At 74.3% G+C, this 14278-nt stretch carries 17 protein-coding genes; 8 read left to right on the plus strand and 9 right to left on the minus strand.

Annotation, left to right across the window (positions count from 1 at the left end; translation table 11 throughout):
• Nucleotides 1–13: 13 nt before the first annotated feature.
• Entirely contained in the window at nt 14–733 is a 720-nt protein-coding gene (locus B0I33_RS19455; RefSeq protein ID WP_106180262.1) for an ArsR/SmtB family transcription factor, read from the minus strand.
• Between the two features lie 65 nt (nt 734–798).
• Here B0I33_RS19455 and B0I33_RS30030 point away from each other — a divergent pair, with 65 nt between their 5' ends.
• Together B0I33_RS30030 and B0I33_RS19465 are read left to right on the plus strand one after the other, a co-directional pair.
• Nucleotides 799–1599 carry a hypothetical protein gene (locus B0I33_RS30030; RefSeq protein WP_106180263.1) on the plus strand — a complete coding sequence of 267 codons (801 nt, stop codon included), beginning with the start codon at nt 799–801 and terminating at the stop codon, nt 1597–1599.
• Nucleotides 1596–2435: an isocitrate lyase/PEP mutase family protein gene (locus B0I33_RS19465; RefSeq protein ID WP_106180264.1), complete on the plus strand. Its 840-nt coding sequence runs from the start codon at nt 1596–1598 to the stop codon at nt 2433–2435. Before B0I33_RS30030 ends, B0I33_RS19465 begins: the two co-directional genes overlap by 4 nt.
• On the opposite strand, the gene B0I33_RS19470 is transcribed toward B0I33_RS19465, so the two are convergent.
• Complete coding sequence (locus tag B0I33_RS19470) at nt 2395–3438, minus strand: FAD-dependent monooxygenase (protein ID WP_106180265.1); 1044 nt, start codon at nt 3436–3438, stop codon at nt 2395–2397. The genes B0I33_RS19465 and B0I33_RS19470 overlap by 41 nt on opposite strands.
• 61 nt (nt 3439–3499) lie before the next feature.
• On the opposite strand from B0I33_RS19470, the gene B0I33_RS19475 reads away from it, so the two are divergent.
• On the plus strand, nt 3500–4087 hold the full coding sequence (locus B0I33_RS19475) for a TetR/AcrR family transcriptional regulator (protein WP_106180266.1): 588 nt from the start codon (nt 3500–3502) through the stop codon (nt 4085–4087).
• 2 nt (nt 4088–4089) lie between these two features.
• Here B0I33_RS19475 and B0I33_RS19480 read toward each other — a convergent pair whose 3' ends face one another.
• A complete protein-coding gene (locus B0I33_RS19480) occupies nt 4090–5010 on the minus strand; it encodes a PaaX family transcriptional regulator (RefSeq protein ID WP_245900846.1) in 921 nt (306 codons plus the stop codon).
• A 136-nt stretch (nt 5011–5146) separates the two neighbouring features.
• On the opposite strand from B0I33_RS19480, the gene B0I33_RS19485 reads away from it, so the two are divergent.
• Nucleotides 5147–6511, plus strand: coding sequence for an MFS transporter (locus B0I33_RS19485; protein ID WP_106180529.1), 1365 nt, complete (start codon nt 5147–5149; stop codon nt 6509–6511).
• A 366-nt stretch (nt 6512–6877) separates the two neighbouring features.
• Here the strand turns inward: B0I33_RS19485 and B0I33_RS19490 are convergent, their stop codons facing one another.
• Together B0I33_RS19490 and B0I33_RS19495 are read right to left on the minus strand one after the other, a co-directional pair.
• Nucleotides 6878–7132, minus strand: a complete 255-nt coding sequence (locus B0I33_RS19490) for a hypothetical protein (RefSeq protein WP_146147536.1) — start codon at nt 7130–7132, stop codon at nt 6878–6880.
• Nucleotides 7133–7753: 621 nt separating this feature from the next.
• Nucleotides 7754–8677, minus strand: a complete 924-nt coding sequence (locus tag B0I33_RS19495) for a LysR family transcriptional regulator (protein WP_106180269.1) — start codon at nt 8675–8677, stop codon at nt 7754–7756.
• A gap of 70 nt (nt 8678–8747) precedes the next feature.
• Between B0I33_RS19495 and B0I33_RS19500 the strand changes: the two genes are divergently transcribed.
• Nucleotides 8748–10106, plus strand: coding sequence for an FAD-binding oxidoreductase (locus B0I33_RS19500; protein WP_106180270.1), 1359 nt, complete (start codon nt 8748–8750; stop codon nt 10104–10106).
• A 28-nt stretch (nt 10107–10134) separates the two neighbouring features.
• On the opposite strand, the gene B0I33_RS19505 is transcribed toward B0I33_RS19500, so the two are convergent.
• Nucleotides 10135–10401 carry a PASTA domain-containing protein gene (locus B0I33_RS19505; RefSeq protein WP_106180271.1) on the minus strand — a complete coding sequence of 89 codons (267 nt, stop codon included), beginning with the start codon at nt 10399–10401 and terminating at the stop codon, nt 10135–10137.
• A gap of 754 nt (nt 10402–11155) precedes the next feature.
• On the opposite strand from B0I33_RS19505, the gene B0I33_RS19510 reads away from it, so the two are divergent.
• On the plus strand, nt 11156–11395 hold the full coding sequence (locus B0I33_RS19510) for a PLDc N-terminal domain-containing protein (RefSeq protein WP_106180530.1): 240 nt from the start codon (nt 11156–11158) through the stop codon (nt 11393–11395).
• Nucleotide 11396: 1 nt separating this feature from the next.
• Nucleotides 11397–11642: an SHOCT domain-containing protein gene (locus B0I33_RS19515; protein WP_106180272.1), complete on the plus strand. Its 246-nt coding sequence runs from the start codon at nt 11397–11399 to the stop codon at nt 11640–11642.
• A gap of 31 nt (nt 11643–11673) precedes the next feature.
• Here the strand turns inward: B0I33_RS19515 and B0I33_RS19520 are convergent, their stop codons facing one another.
• The 3 genes from B0I33_RS19520 to trxA are packed head-to-tail and all read right to left on the minus strand — an operon-like array spanning nt 11674 to nt 13724.
• Entirely contained in the window at nt 11674–13044 is a 1371-nt protein-coding gene (locus tag B0I33_RS19520) for an MBL fold metallo-hydrolase (protein ID WP_106180273.1), read from the minus strand.
• Between the two features lie 12 nt (nt 13045–13056).
• The gene (locus B0I33_RS19525; RefSeq protein WP_106180274.1) at nt 13057–13329 is read right to left on the minus strand and encodes a metal-sensitive transcriptional regulator; all 273 of its coding nucleotides are present in this window, start codon (nt 13327–13329) and stop codon (nt 13057–13059) included.
• Between the two features lie 32 nt (nt 13330–13361).
• A complete protein-coding gene (trxA, locus tag B0I33_RS19530; RefSeq protein WP_106180275.1) occupies nt 13362–13724 on the minus strand; it encodes a thioredoxin in 363 nt (120 codons plus the stop codon).
• A 102-nt stretch (nt 13725–13826) separates the two neighbouring features.
• Between trxA and B0I33_RS19535 the strand changes: the two genes are divergently transcribed.
• Entirely contained in the window at nt 13827–14219 is a 393-nt protein-coding gene (locus B0I33_RS19535; protein WP_106180276.1) for a DUF302 domain-containing protein, read from the plus strand.
• Nucleotides 14220–14278 lie beyond the last annotated feature (59 nt).

Consider the following 14278-nt stretch of genomic DNA (forward strand, 5'->3'; position numbering starts at 1 on the left):
GACCGGCGGACGGTCAGCGGAGTCCGGCGGCGGCCGGGTCGACGCCGAACACGTCGCGCAGGGCGGCTTCACCGGCCGGGGTCAGGCGGACGGCACGCCCGCCGCCGATCCGCCTGACCCAGCCGCGGTCGAAGAAGTGCGCGCACAGCAGGGCCCCGGCGGCGCCCGCGAGGTGGGAGCGGCGCTCCGTCCAGTCGAGGCACGCTCTGGCCAGGGGCCGCCGGGTGGACGGCGGGTGGTTCGCCGCGCCGGGGCCGAGGGTGGCCAGCCACTGCCTGCCCGCCTCGGTGAAGGCGAACCCCGCCGAACCGTCCAGCAGGCCGCGGGCCACCAGCGCGTCGGTGAGCACCACGCCCAGCTTTCCCGCCAGGTGGTCGTAGCACGTCCTGGCCCTGGCCAGGGCCGCCGAGGCCGTGGCGGCCCGCAGTGACCCGCGCGGCCGCGGGTCCGGCCCGGCGTGCGCGACGAGCCCCTCCAGCAGCTCCGCCACGCCGGGACCGGCCAGCTGCACGTAGCGGTGCCTGCCCTGCCGCCGCTGCACGAGCAGCCCGCCCGCGAGCAGCCGGTCCAGGTGCTCGCTCGCCGTCGAGGCCGCCACCCCGGCCTCGGCGGCCAGCTCGCCCGCGGTCCACGCGCGGCCGTCGAGCAGCGCGAGGCAGAAGGTGGCGCGGGTGCGGTCGGCGAGCAGCCCGGCCAGCTCCGCCAGCGCGACGCCCGGCGCGTTCCCGGTCATCCGCCCATTCTCCCCCGCCGACGTTTCGGCGCCGCCCGAAACGACCGGACCGTAACGTCCCGGGCATGCCGATCACCGTGTCCGAACCCGGCCTCGTCCTGGCCGCGCTCACCGACCCGCGCTGCACCGTGCCTGCCGTGGCCGTGGACCCGCCGCCCGGCGGCCTGGCCTGGCTGCGGGCGGGTGTCCCCCGGTTCGCCACCGGCGCCCGCCACCACGCGTTGCGGGCGCTCGCCGTCGCGGAGCTGGCGCGGCTTTCCGTGCCGGCGCTGGAACGCGCCGCCGAGCGGGCGGTGGCCGGGCCGCCGGACGGCGATCCGGCAGCCGATCCCGGGGACGTGCCGGTCGTGGTGCTCGCCGGCGCGCTCGGGCTGCCCGGCGTGGAACCCGCCGATGTCCGCACGGTCGCGCGCCACTACCAGCCGCACACCGCGCAGAACCCGGAGGCCGACGCCGCCGTCGGGCGCCTGGTGGCGGCCGCGGGCGGCCGCACCGACGACCGCACCGCCGTGCTCATCGGCCTGCTCGTGCAGGCCTGCGACGCGACGGCACGACTGGTCGCGGCGGCCGCCACGGTGCCGGGCGACCCGGGCACCGCGGTCGGCCACGCCCTCGCCACCGCCCCGCCCGTGCGGCTGACCCGCAGGCACGCCCGCGACGCGGTGCGGCTGGGCGGGCACGCGCTCGCGGCGGGTGCGGTCGCCGAGCTGGACCTCGCCGCGGCGGGACTGCCGTTCGGCGCGGGCGAGCACGCCTGCCCCGGCCGCGAGCACGCCGTCGCCCTGGCCACCGGCGTCGTCACCGCACTGCGTCCGCTGGGTCCGCCGCGCCCACCGCGTCTCCCGCGGTCGGGGGCGGTCCGATGAGCCCGGGGCACGCCGCGCGCTTCCGCGCGCTGCACCGCGGTCCCGCGCCACTGGTGCTGCCCAACGCGTGGGACTTCGCGTCGGCGGCCGCGCTCGCCGAGGCAGGCTTCCCGGCCGTCGGCACCACGAGTCTCGGCGTCAACGCCGCACACGGGCTGCCCGACGCCGCCGGTGCGGGACGCGCGGCCGCCCTCGCGCTGGCACGGCTGCTCACGCGGCTGCCCTGCCCGGTGACGGTGGACATCGAGGACGGCTTCTCCCCCGATCCCGCCGACGTCGCCACGCTGGCCGCCGAGCTCGCTGCCGCCGGGGTGGTGGGCATCAACCTGGAGGACGGCCGGGGCGGCGGCGTGCTGGCCGACCCGGCCGGGCAGGCGGTGCTGATCCGGGCCGTGCGGGAGCGGGTGCCGGGCCTGTTCGTCAACGCCCGGATCGACACCCACTGGGCACGCGCGGAACCGGCGGATCTGGCGGAGACGCTGGCCCGCGCGGAACGCTACGTCACGGCCGGTGCCGACGGGGTCTTCGTGCCCGGGCTCTCCGGCGCCGACGAGATCCGCGCGGTCGCCGCCGCCGTGCCCGTGCCACTGAACGTCCTGTTCGACCCCTCCCGGCACACGCTGCGCGGGCTGGCCAGGCTGGGGGTCCGGCGGGTGAGCACGGGGTCCCTGCTGTTCCGTGCGGCACTGCACGCCACCGTGGGCACCGCGCTGGCCGTGCGGGACGGCACGCCGCTGCCGCCGGACCTGCCCGCGTACGCCGACACCGACCGGCTCGCGCGCACCTGGGGCGCGGTCACCGGCGAGGGGCCGCGGCCGTCGCCAGGCGGACCGTGACATCGCGCAGACCGGTGCACCGGCGGGCGAGCGCGACGCGGTTGAGCACGGCGGACGCCCGCACCAGGCGCTGGGTCCGGCGGCGCCGGACCCGGTCGTAGGCGGCGAGCGCCCGGTCGGGCCGGTCGGAGGTGACCAGCAGCCGGGCGAGGGTGACGCCGTCGACGAGCGCCTCGCACGCACCGCGGCCGAGGTTGGGCAGCATCGCGTGGGCTGCGTCGCCGATGAGCGCCACGCCGTCACGCACGTACGAGGGCAGCGGTGTGACCAGGTGGGTGAGCTGGTGCCGCAGCACACCCGGTGCGTCGATTCGGGCGAGGACGTCCCGCACGTCGCGGTGCCACGCGCCGAAGTGGGTGCGCAGGAGGGTGCGGTCGTCGGCGGCGCCGGTGCCCGCCAGGTCGCCGTCGCGCACGCACGCGTACCAGTTGGTGCTCCCGTCGTCGTGCGGGGTGATGCCGAACAGCGCGCCCCTGCCCCACGTCTCACCCGCGACGGCGGGGGCACCGGGCACGGTTCCGCGCCACGCCGTGACCCCCGCCGGGACGGGGGTGTATCGCTGTCCGAAGAGGACTGACCTGGCCCTGCTGTTCGCCCCGTCGGCGGCGACCACGATGTCGTACCCGGTGAGCGCACGGATGTCGGCCACGGGGGTTCCGTAGTGGACGGCCGTGCCGCCGAGTGCCCCGGAGAGGAGCTTCAGCAGCGCAGGCCGGGACACCAGGTACACGCCCCCGCCGAGGCCGAGGGAGGCGACCGTGGTGCCGTCGGGGCGGCGCAGCGTTCCGCCGCTCTGCCGGGTGGCTCCGGCCCGGAGGGCACCGCCGAGGCCGAGGGTGTCCAGGGCGGCGAGCGCGTGCGGCCACATGCCCAGTGCGGTGCCCGTCTCGGGCGGCCCCGGCGCCCGCTCGAACACCTCGACCTCCCAACCGTGGCCGCGCAGGCAGGCCGCCGTGGCCAGGCCGCCGATTCCCCCGCCGACGATCGCCGCTCTCCCGCTCATGTCGCCACGCTACTATGTTCGTAGTAATTTTTCACTATGTTTGTAGTACCGAGGGAGGGTCATGCGCGGCAGGCGGGAACAGGTACTGGACGCGGCGATGCACCTGCTCGGCACCGAAGGCGCCCGGCGGCTGACCTACCAGGCCGTCGACGCCGCCGCCGGTGTGCCGCCGGGCACCACGTCCAACCACTTCCGCACCCGGGCCGCACTCGTCGCCGGGCTCGCCGAACACCTCGAGAAACTCGACCGGCGCACGTGGGAGGCGCTGACGGACCGGATCCGGCCCACCGACCCGGCGGGGCTGGCGGACGCGCTCGCCGGTCTCGTCGTGGACGCGACCGGCCCCGGCCGTGACCGCACGGCCGCCCGCTACGCCCTGTTCCTGGAGGCGGCGGCCCGGCCGGAGCTGCGCGCACCACTGGCTCGCGGCCGGTCGCGGCTGACGGAACTGGGCGTGTCGTGGCTCGCCCGGCTCGGCTCCACCGACCCCGAGCGGCACTGCGCGATGCTCCTGGAGTACCTCGACGGGACGATCCTCGGCCGGCTCACCTTTCCCGGTACCGCCCCCGACCCGGCGCCGAGGATCCGCGCGCTGCTGAACGGACTGCTCGGCTCCGGACCGGCGGCGAGTCATCATCACGGGCAGTGACGTCAACTTCCGTCATCGACCTGCCCAATGTGATCGATCGTCGCCTCCTCGTCCGGGATGGTGTCGAGGACGTCGGCGGCGGTCGCGCGCGCCGCGGGCTCGAAGTCCGCGTGCAGCGCCCGGAACACCCGCTGGGCTCGCTCGGCAGGCCAGTCGGCGGGCAGGTGCTGTTGCGGCAGCCTCGGGTCCTGCCGCACGATCTGCAGCCACTCGGTCTGCAGCAGCAACTGCTTGGCCAGGCTGTCCGGCGGGTCGGCGGGCGGCGCACCGGACCCCCACCGCTCGAGGAAGCGATGGTAGCGGGCCGCGAGGGTGCCGAGGTCCCACGCGTCGTGCACCAGGTCGTCCACGTCGGTCGGGGGCAGCGCCCTGGCCTGGAAGACCTTCACGTGCTCGGCCGCCTCGAGCCCTTCGAGCAGCGGTTCCACCTCGACCGTCGACGGGGCGATCCACAACCCGCCCTGCAGGCTGCCGAACCCGGCCCAGAGCAGCCGCGACCGCAGCACGTGCCGCTGCCGCTGCCAGGACTCCGGCATCGTGAAGCCGAGCAGGGTCCACGTGCCGTCCCAGTGGGTGTTGACCGCGCCGAGGCGCCAGATGCGGATCTCGCCGTCGTGCAGGATCTGGCGTGACCTGCGCGTCAGCCCGAGGTAGACCTTGCGGCCCCGGCGCGTGCGGTGCAGCAGGCCCCGCCGCGCCATCCGGCTGAGCGTCGACCGGGTGGCGTGCTCGGACAGCCCGACCCGCGCGAGCACGTCGAGCACGCTCGACGTGGCCACGTGCACGCCGCGGCCCAGTACGTAGCCGCCGAAGAAGGTCAGCAGCAACGCCTGCGGGCGCGCGGCGCCGTGCGGGCCGCCTGCCTGCTCGTCGGTGTCGCCTGCCGCCTCGGACTCCACGGGAAGGTGCGCGAACTCGGTCACCCGGCCAGCGTAGCCACTTCGATATTGGGCATCACCTTGACGGCAGTGATTCATCTGCTTACTTTCTGAGGCACGGGACGTGGCCTACGCCACGTTCGTCCCCACCGCAGCGGACTCCGACAGACAGGGCATCGCGATGACCGAACCGCGCGAGACGCACGGCGCAGAGCCTCCCCGCCATTCCAGAACGCAGCTCCGCAGGGCGGTGCTGTCCAGTTACCTCGGCAGCCTGATCGAGTACTACGACTTCCTGCTGTACGCGACGGCGTCGGCGGTCGTGTTCAGCCGGGTCTTCTTCTCCGACCTGGACCCGCTCGTCGGCACGGTCGCCAGCCTCGGCACGTTCGCCACCGGCTACCTCGCCCGGCCGCTCGGCGGTGTGGTGTTCGGCCACTTCGGCGACCGGCTCGGCCGCAAGCAGATGCTCGTGATCACGATGACGATGATGGGCGTCGCGAGCATGCTGATCGGCATGCTGCCGACCAACGAGCAGATCGGCGCGTGGGCCCCGATCCTGCTCGTGCTGCTGCGAGTGGCGCAGGGCATCGCGGTCGGCGGCGAATGGGGCGGCGCCGTGCTCATGTCGGCGGAGCACGCGACGTCCCGGCGCGGCCTGTGGGCGAGCTTCACCAACGCGGGCGCGCCCAGCGGCATGGTCGTCTCGACGCTCGCGCTGACGCTGACCGCCGCGGCGACCACCGAGGAGCAGTTCCTCGCCTGGGGCTGGCGGATCCCGTTCCTGCTCAGCGCCGCGCTGTTGGCGCTGGGCCTGTTCGTGCGGCTCAAGGTCGAGGAGACGCCGGTGTTCAGCGTCGCCAAGCCGGCCGGGCGCGAGTCGATGCCGCTGGTCGAGGTCGTCCGCAGGCACCCAAGGAACCTGCTGCTGGCCGTCGGCGTCGGCTTCGGCGCCTTCGTCGCGCAGGCCACGCTCACGACGTTCCTCATCGCGTACGCGGTGGACGCCGGTTTCGAGCGGCAGACCGTGCTCAACGCACTCACCGTGTCCTCGGTCGGTGCGGTGGCCGGCATCATCGGTTTCTCGGCGCTCTCGGACCGGGTCGGCAGGCGGCCGGTGGTGCTGGCCGGTGCGGTCGCGATGGGCGCGCTCAGCTTCGCACTGTTCCCGATGATCGACACCGGGTCCGCGGCCCTGCTGACACTGGCCGTCATCCTCGGCCAGTCGGTGGTGCACCCGGCGATGTACGGGCCACTCGCGGCGCTGTACACCGAGATGTTCGGCACCCGGACCCGGTACACCGGAGCGTCGCTGGGCTACCAGATCGCCGGCACCGGCGCTGGGTTGGCGCCGGTGCTGTTCGCCGGGACGCTCAGCGCCACCGGCGGCTCGGGCACCATGGCGATCTCCGCGATGATCGCGGGCTGCTGCCTGCTCACGGTGCTGTGCATCCTGGCCACGAAGGAGACCCACCGCAGCACGCTGACCGACGACGGCCCGGCCTCCGGTTCCCAGCCGTACACCGCGGCCCAGCGCGAGTCCTGAACTGTGGCAGCGAAGGGCACGTCGCCCGCGTTCGGCGCGGGCGATGTGCCCTTTGTCCACAAAGGATGGTCGTGTGCGACCTTCCGTAGTCCTCATCTCCACCCGTGTGAGTGGTGCACCTGACCAGCCACCGTGTCCGCCGGCTGTGCACGCGTGTCCGCGATCTGTGGACGCGTGTCCGCCGACTGCGCACGCGTGTCCGCATCGCACGACGCAGGCACACGTGCACAAGTCGCGGACACGGTCAGCCGTCGCCGAGCCGCACACGCGAAACCACGCGGCCCGCCGTGGCCCCGGTACAGGTAGCTCCCGCCGCGCACCGCTCCGGAGGGGCCGTGTGCCTTCCCGCCGCTCGCGGAGCGCCGGTCACCTCGCGGACGCGTAGGACGCGAGCAGCGTCCTCGCCAGCCTGCGCGTCTCCTCCGGGTCGGCGGCCGGTTCCCGGGCCTCCTCCGGCCGCTCCGCGTCGGCGGGCGGCTCGTAGCGGCCCTCCGCGGCGGTCAGCCCGGTCATCTGCAGCAGTTCGGCGAGCTCATCCGCGTCGCGCGCGTGCGCTGCCAGCGCCCGCGCGGCCCGGTGCCGCTGCCCCGCCGTCGGTTCGTGCGAAACGTTCCTGGTCATCGCCGTCAGCCCTCCCTCGTCGTGCCGTGTCCGGGTGGTTTCCCACACTAGGAACCCGCCAACCTTCCGCGCGCCGGTCCGAAGGCCCGTCCCCGGGGTGACCTCCGGCCCTGGGTGGCCCGGCGAACGGCGGGCGGCGCGCACCGGAAACGACGAGAAGGGCGCATGACCCGGCTCCGTGACACCCGCACAGCGGAAGGAGCTCGCCCAGCACGCGCCGCGCCACGAGCGGAGCACGTCCCGCCGTGTGTGCGCCGACCGATACCGACGGCGGGGCAGAGTGGCCGGCGCGGACAGCGTCGCGATCGCGGAGCTGCGGCAACGTGGCGCACGCGGCTGCCGACGTCCCGCCCGGCATCCGGCCGGGCCGGAGGACAACCTGCGCCGGCCCGTCCCGGAGCATCCCCGGTCCGGTAGGGCACCGAGTCCTCGCCGGGGCCGGCCTCGGTGACAGGCGGAGGTCGCGATCACCCGGCTCCAGGGCCTAGCCGAGCAGGCCACAGCGGACGGACGAACGCAGACCCGTGCCGCGCTGAGCTCCGTCCTATCCGGAATGAACGGAGGTCCTCCGCAGCAACCCGAGCTCACCACGCCGGTGTACGCGCGCGGCCCGGGGCTCGGCTACGGGCTCGTCACCCCGGCCGAATGAGCCGGCGGCGCGGGCCCGGCCAGGGCCGCGCGGGCGTGGCCGAGGAAGGCGCGCGCCGCGGGACCGTTCGGCCCGCCGCGCCGCCAGGCGACCACCACACGGCCGCGCAGCGGAGGATCCGTGATCGCGACCGCACGCAGTTCGCCCGGCCGCTCCCGCACCGCCGACTCGGGCAGCACCGCCACCCCCAGTCCCCGCACGGCGAGGTCCGCGAGCACATCCGGGTCACCCGCCTCGAAGGCGATCTTCGGCGTGACCCGCGCCTGCGCACACGCCTCGTCCAGGCTCGCCCGCAGCCCCGTTCCCGGCGGCAGGCTGATCAGCGGTCGGCGCGCGAGCCGGGCGACGGGCACCGCGCCACGCTCCGCGAGCGGGTCCCCGTTCGCGACCGCCGCGACGATCGGCTCCTCGACGAGGGTGCGTACCTCGACGTCCGGCGGCGGGCCGCCCGCGAGCGCGGCGACGGCGACGTCGAGCTCGCCGGTGCGCAACCGGCGCAGCAGCTCGTCGGAGTTGGCCTCGGACAGCGTGATCTCGACGCCCGGATGCGCCCGGTGGAACGCGGCCAGCAGGTCGGGCACACCCAGCGCGCCACACGAGACGACGGTGCCCACCGACACCCGGCCGCGCAGCAGGCCGGTCAGCTCGTCGACGGCGAACCGGGCTCCCTCGACGGCCTCGAGCGCGGCCCGCGCGTACGGCAGCACGGCGAGACCCACCTCGGTCAGCCGCACGCCGCGCGCCGAGCGATCCAGCAATGGCTGGCCGAGCTCACGTTCCAGCTGCCGGATCTGCGCACTGACGCCGGGCTGGGCGACGTGCAACTTCTCGGCTGCCCGGGTGAAGCCACCCTCGTCGACCACCGCGACGAGGTAACGCAGCTGGCGTAGTTCCATAAGCAGAAATGCTAGCAGTGAGCTGATCCAGATCTTGGACTTCTGATTCGGGCGCGCGCAGGCTGGTCCCATGAGCATCCCGAGTTCGACCGTCCACGTCCTTGCCGGCCAGGTCCGCGGCCCCGTCCGGACGCGAGGTGCGGACGGCTTCGCCGACGAGTGCGGCGGTTTCCAGACCCACCTCCGCCACCAGCCGGACGTGGTCGTGGGCGCGCTCGGCGCCGGCGACGTGTGCGCCGCCGTGCGTTTCGCCGCCGAACGGAACCTCCCGGTCGCCGTGCAGGCCACCGGCCACGGAACGGTGTCGGCCGCCGACGGCGGCGTGCTGATCTCCACCCGGCGCATGGACACCGTGCGCCTGGACCCGGGGGCGGGCACCGCCTGGGTCGCCGCGGGCGCACCGTGGCGGCGGGTGATCGACGCCGCCGCCGCGCACGGCCTCGCCCCGCTGAGCGGCTCCGCGCCGGACGTCGGCGCGGTGGCGTACACGCTCGGCGGTGGTCTCGGGCCGCTCGCCCGCCGCTACGGCTACGCGGCCGACCACGTGCGCTCCGCCGAGATCGTCACCGCCGACGGGCGGCTGCGCCGGGTCTCGCCGCATGCCGAACCCGAATTGTTCTGGGCGCTACGGGGCGGCGGCGGTGCCTTCGGGGTCGTGACCGGCCTCGAGATCGGCCTGGTGCCGGTGACCACACTGTACGGTGGCGGCCTGTCCTTCCCCGCCACGCGCTCGGCGCTCGCGGCGTACCTGCGGTGGACGGCGGACCTGCCCGACACGCTGACCTCGGCGCTGGCCGTCGTCCCGTTCCCCGACATCCCCGCGGTACCGGAGGCGTTGCGGGGACGGCGGATCGCCCAGGTCCGGATCACCTGCACCGATGTCGCCGCCGGCGAGGAACTCGTGGCACCGTTGCGGGCGGCCGGGGCACCGCTGCTCGACACGCTGGGACCGGTGCCGTTCCGCGACTACGGGTCGATCTTCCAGGATCCCACGAAACCACACGGGTACCGGGGCGACAGCGCGCTGCTGTCCGGCGGGGACACGGCCGCGCTGGGAGACGTGCTCGACCTGACCGCCGCCGCACCGGTCCCGTGCATTGTGGACATCCGTCACCTCGGCGGTGCACTCGCCCGCCCACCGGCGGAAGGGAGCCCTGTCGGACATCGCTCGGCCCGGTACCTGCTGCGGGTGCTCTCCCCCGTCACCGGTGCCGAGGAGTTCGCGGCGGCCGGCGCGGCACACGCGCGGGCCTTCGCCGCGGTGCGGTCGTACACGCTGGGCAGGTCGCTGAACTTCGCCTACGGGCAGCGCGTCGACCCCGGCACGGTGTTCGAACCGGAGACGCACCGGCGGCTGGCCGCGGTCAAGTCGGCGGTCGATCCGGCGAACCTGTTCCGGCACAGCCAGAACGTCGCGTCCCCCTGCTGAAGGTCACTCACCGGCACCGCCAGGCGAACTAGACCGGGTCGAGATCGGCGGACTCGACGGGAGTCGGCCCGACGAGGTCCCCCGCGAGGTCCTTGCCGCGGTTGGTCCACAGATACACGGGCGCGCCCTCCTCCGCGCCCGCCGCACCCACCGGCCGTTGCCCGGTGACCACGCCGGATGTTGGCGCGTCGGCACCTTCGGGGCCGAACGGCACGAGACCGGCCCTCCGGACGATCTCGCAGGCGTCTTCCGCACCCAGGCCCACGACATCGGGCACCTCGGTCACCGGTCGCATGCTCCGATTGTAGGGGGCGGCGCCAGCCTCGCCAGACCCGCGCGACCCCGGCGAGCCTCGCCGGCTCGTGGGCCGCCCGGTACGCGGCCACGGCGATCAGTGCGACACCGCCGACGAGCAGGGCCGCACCGCAGGCGAGCACCGTGGTGGCGAACCACGGCAGCCCGGGAACGGTCGCACCGGCCTCCACCCGGACGGACACCCCGGGCGTACCGTCGGCATTGGCGACCACCACCGTCCAGTCACCGCCGCCCACCGGCCAGCTCAGCGTCCGCGAGCCGGCCCCGGAGTCCTCGGCGACCCAGATGCCCGCCGCCGCGGGCGGAACGGGAAGCGGTCCGCCACTGTGGACAGTCAGCGAGCCGTCGGCGAGGTCGCGCACGGTCGCGTACTCCGCGCCCGCCAGGTAGCGCGCCGCTTCGGCTGCCGGGGCGACACCGACGAACACCGGGTCCGGCGCGCCCAGGCCGGTGACCCGCACGCGCAACTCGCCGACGGCCGCGCCCACCGGTACCCAGTCGGTCGCGGGCCCCTCCAGGTGGATCCCCTCGGCGGCGATGGCGTGGCCACCGGTGCCCAACGGGTGCGAGACCGAGAGGTACCCGTCCGCACCACGTTCCACCCGGTCGGCCCACAGCAACGCGCCGCCGCCGACGATCCGTCGTTCTCGCGCGCCGGGGCAGGATCGAACGTCCCGGCGACCGGTGTCGTCCGGCCCTGCGTGAGCCCGGCCGGCCGCGGGCATCCTCAGTACATGGAGAGTGCGAAGTACCGGCGCCTGCGGGACCTGAGCACCGCGCAGCGGTGTCTGCTCGCGGGGCTCACGGCGGTGCAGCTGGGCCTCGCGAGCGCGGCGTGGGCCGACCTGGCGCGCCGCGACCCGGCGGATGTCCGCGGGCCGCGACGCGCGTGGGCACTCGCCATCGCCGTCAACTTCGCCGGGCCCGCCGCCTACTTCCGGTTCGGACGGCGCACGCGGGACAAGGAGGAATGAGATGCCCTACTGGGACCACGGATACTGGAACGGTGGCTGGCTGGGCGGCCTGCTCATGGTCATCATGATGATCGTGTTCTGGGGCGGCCTGATCACGATCACGGTGCTGCTCCTGCGCCGGTTCACGCACCCCGGCGGCGGCCAGCGCCCTTCGGGTGACGCCCAGCGGATCCTCGACGAGCGCTTCGCGCGCGGGGAGATCGACCAGGAGGAGTACGAGCGCAGGCGTGCGGTGCTGCGCCGCTGACCGGGAGGGCGGGCCGGTGCCGCCGAGTGCGTCAGCGACCCGCCCCCGCGGCCACAAGGGGCACTCCGGCGCGCTCCGCCGTGTCGAACTCGTCGTCCACCACGACCACCCGCCTGCCCGCCGCGTCGAGCAGGGACGCGGCGATCGCGGCACGGTAGCCGGACTTGCAGTGCACCCACACCTCACCGGGCGGTACCTCGCCGAGGCGCCGCGGAAGCTCGTGCAGCGGGATGTGCACCGCGCCGTCGACGTGCCCGCCGCCCCATTCGAGGTCGCGCCGGACGTCGAGCACGACGACCGGCCGGTGCCGCAGCACCGCGGCGAGGTCGGTGAGGTCCGCCACCGGGAAGCTCGCCGGCTCCTGCCCGCCGGTCCAGTCGCGTACCGACCCCGTGGCCGCCGCCTCGATCCGGTCGATGCCGATACGGCACAGCTCCCGTTGCGCCTCGGCGACCTGCTCGCCGGTCTCGCCGAGGAGCGTGATCGGCGTGCCCCACGGGAGGAGCCAGCCGAGGTAGGTCGCGAAGCTGCCCTCGATGCCGAAGTTGAGGCTGCCGAGCACGTGCCCCGCCGCGAACGCCGTTCGCGTGCGCAGGTCGACCACCCACTCACCCGACTCGATCCGCTCGCGCAGCTCCCCCGCCGCGGCCCGCCGGGGCGGGCTCAGGTCCGGCTCGCCGGGGCCCGCGCTGTTGAGCGGCTCCATGTGCGCGTAGTAGGCGGGATAGGCGTCCAGCCCGGCCAGCAGGTGCTCGACGTAGTCCTGCTCGTCCTGGGTGAACGCCGGGTTGGTCCGCTTCTCCTGGCCGATCGTGGACCGCTCGCCGCCGGACTGCGTCGCCGAGCAGAAGCTGCCGAAACCGTGCGTCGGGTAGATCTCGGTCTCCTCCGGCAGTTCGGTCGCGAGCCGGTGCGCCGACGCGTACTGGGCCCGCACCAGCACGGGGGTGTGCTCGGGGCCGAGCAGGTCGGGCCGCCCCGTCGAGCCGTACAGCAGCGAGCCGCCGGTGAACACGGCGGGCGGCCTGCCGGGCGCGGTGACGACGTAGGAGAGGTGGTTGTGGGTGTGTCCCGGCGTGGCCAGCGCCCGCACCCGCAGAACGGCGCCGACCTCGACCACCTCGCCCTCCGCGACCGGCGTGCGCTCGAACGACACCTCGTCGGCCGCGTTCACGTGGTAGGCCGCGCCGGTGGCCCGGGCCAGCGCGAGACCACCGGTCACGTAGTCGTTGTGGATGTGCGTCTCGAACACGTGCGTGATCCGCACGCCGCGCCGCCGCGCGAGATCCAGCACGCGGTCGATGTCGCGCTGCGGGTCGACCACGAGGGCCACCTCGCCGTCGCTGACGAGGTAGCTGCGGTCACCGAGCGTCGGCGTGTCGATGGAGTCGATCCGGATCATGACGATCTCCCTTCAGGCGAGGGCGAGGAAGAGCTTCTCCAGCTGTTCGCGGTCGGCCTCCGCCTGGGGCGAGCCCTCGCCCGCCTCGCGGACGCACTGGGTGAGACCGCTCGCGATGATCTTGAAACCGGCACGGTCGAGCGCTCTCGACACGGCCGCGAGCTGCGTGACGACGTCCTTGCAGTCCCGCCCGTCCTCGATCATCTGGATCACGCCGCCGACCTGGCCCTGCGCGCGGCGCAGGCGCTTCAGCACGTCCGTGACCACATCTTCGTTGAGTTCCACGACATCCTCCTTGTCCGTACCCGGTAGGGTACTTATCGCCCTGCCCGGGCGATCCGGCCGCGGACCTCGTCCATGTCGGCCTCGCGCACCTTGTCGATCAGCTGCTCGAGCGACAGCTCCGGCAGCGCCCCTGGCTGCGCGTACAGCACGACGCCGTCACGCACGACGAGCAGTGTCGGGATCGACGAGATGCCGAACGCACTCGCCAGCTCCGGTTGCGTCTCGGTGTTCACCTTCCCGAACACGACGTCCGGGTACCGCTCCGACACCCGGTCGAAGACGGGGCCGAACACCCGGCACGGCCCGCACCACGATGCCCAGAAGTCCACGAGCACCGTGCCCGGTCCCCGCACGACCTTCTCGAAGTTCTCGTTCGTCAGTTCCATGGTGGCCATGGGAATCCTCCTCGGTCCGATACCCCACGCCGTATACGGTCCAGTATACCCCGCCGGGTATACCACCCAACGTGGGCATACCCCGGCAGGTATATTGGAGTGATGGACATCGGAATCACCACTCGCCTGCCCGTGCCGTTCACCGAGGCCGTGGAGCGGACCCGCGAGGCGTTGCGGGAGCAGGGCTTCGGTGTGCTCACGGAGATCGACGTCCAGGCCACCCTGCGGGAGAAGCTCGGCGAGGACGTCGAGGACTACCTCATCCTCGGCGCCTGCAACCCGCCACTGGCCCACCGTGCCCTCGGCGCCGACCGGCGAATCGGCCTGCTGCTGCCCTGCAACGTCGTCGTCCGCACGGACGAGGGCGAGACCGTCGTCGAGGCACTGCACCCGGACCTGATGGCGCAGGTGACGGGCAACCCGGACCTGGAGCCCGTCGCCCGCGAGGCCACGGAGCGCCTGCGCGCCGCCCTGGACAGCCTCACCGCCGCCTGACCGCGAGTCCCCCGCCCAGACTCGCGAGTCCCCGGCCAGCACCGCGAGTGCTGCGTTCA

This window comes from Prauserella shujinwangii (assembly GCF_003001955.1).
Taxonomy (GTDB): domain Bacteria; phylum Actinomycetota; class Actinomycetes; order Mycobacteriales; family Pseudonocardiaceae; genus Qaidamihabitans; species Qaidamihabitans shujinwangii.

Bases quoted from the DNA above. Each gene is read 5' to 3' on its own strand.
- B0I33_RS19455 (WP_106180262.1), bottom strand. From the start codon at position 733: ATGACCGGGAACGCGCCGGGCGTCGCGCTGGCGGAGCTGGCCGGGCTG.
- B0I33_RS30030 (WP_106180263.1), top strand. From the start codon at position 799: ATGCCGATCACCGTGTCCGAACCCGGCCTCGTCCTGGCCGCGCTCACC.
- B0I33_RS19465 (WP_106180264.1), top strand. From the start codon at position 1,596: ATGAGCCCGGGGCACGCCGCGCGCTTCCGCGCGCTGCACCGCGGTCCC.
- B0I33_RS19470 (WP_106180265.1), bottom strand. From the start codon at position 3,438: ATGAGCGGGAGAGCGGCGATCGTCGGCGGGGGAATCGGCGGCCTGGCC.
- B0I33_RS19475 (WP_106180266.1), top strand. From the start codon at position 3,500: ATGCGCGGCAGGCGGGAACAGGTACTGGACGCGGCGATGCACCTGCTC.
- B0I33_RS19485 (WP_106180529.1), top strand. From the start codon at position 5,147: ATGACCGAACCGCGCGAGACGCACGGCGCAGAGCCTCCCCGCCATTCC.
- B0I33_RS19490 (WP_146147536.1), bottom strand. From the start codon at position 7,132: ATGACCAGGAACGTTTCGCACGAACCGACGGCGGGGCAGCGGCACCGG.
- B0I33_RS19495 (WP_106180269.1), bottom strand. From the start codon at position 8,677: ATGGAACTACGCCAGCTGCGTTACCTCGTCGCGGTGGTCGACGAGGGT.
- B0I33_RS19500 (WP_106180270.1), top strand. From the start codon at position 8,748: ATGAGCATCCCGAGTTCGACCGTCCACGTCCTTGCCGGCCAGGTCCGC.
- B0I33_RS19505 (WP_106180271.1), bottom strand. From the start codon at position 10,401: ATGCGACCGGTGACCGAGGTGCCCGATGTCGTGGGCCTGGGTGCGGAA.
- B0I33_RS19510 (WP_106180530.1), top strand. From the start codon at position 11,156: ATGGAGAGTGCGAAGTACCGGCGCCTGCGGGACCTGAGCACCGCGCAG.
- B0I33_RS19515 (WP_106180272.1), top strand. From the start codon at position 11,397: ATGCCCTACTGGGACCACGGATACTGGAACGGTGGCTGGCTGGGCGGC.
- B0I33_RS19520 (WP_106180273.1), bottom strand. From the start codon at position 13,044: ATGATCCGGATCGACTCCATCGACACGCCGACGCTCGGTGACCGCAGC.
- trxA (WP_106180275.1), bottom strand. From the start codon at position 13,724: ATGGCCACCATGGAACTGACGAACGAGAACTTCGAGAAGGTCGTGCGG.
- B0I33_RS19535 (WP_106180276.1), top strand. From the start codon at position 13,827: ATGGACATCGGAATCACCACTCGCCTGCCCGTGCCGTTCACCGAGGCC.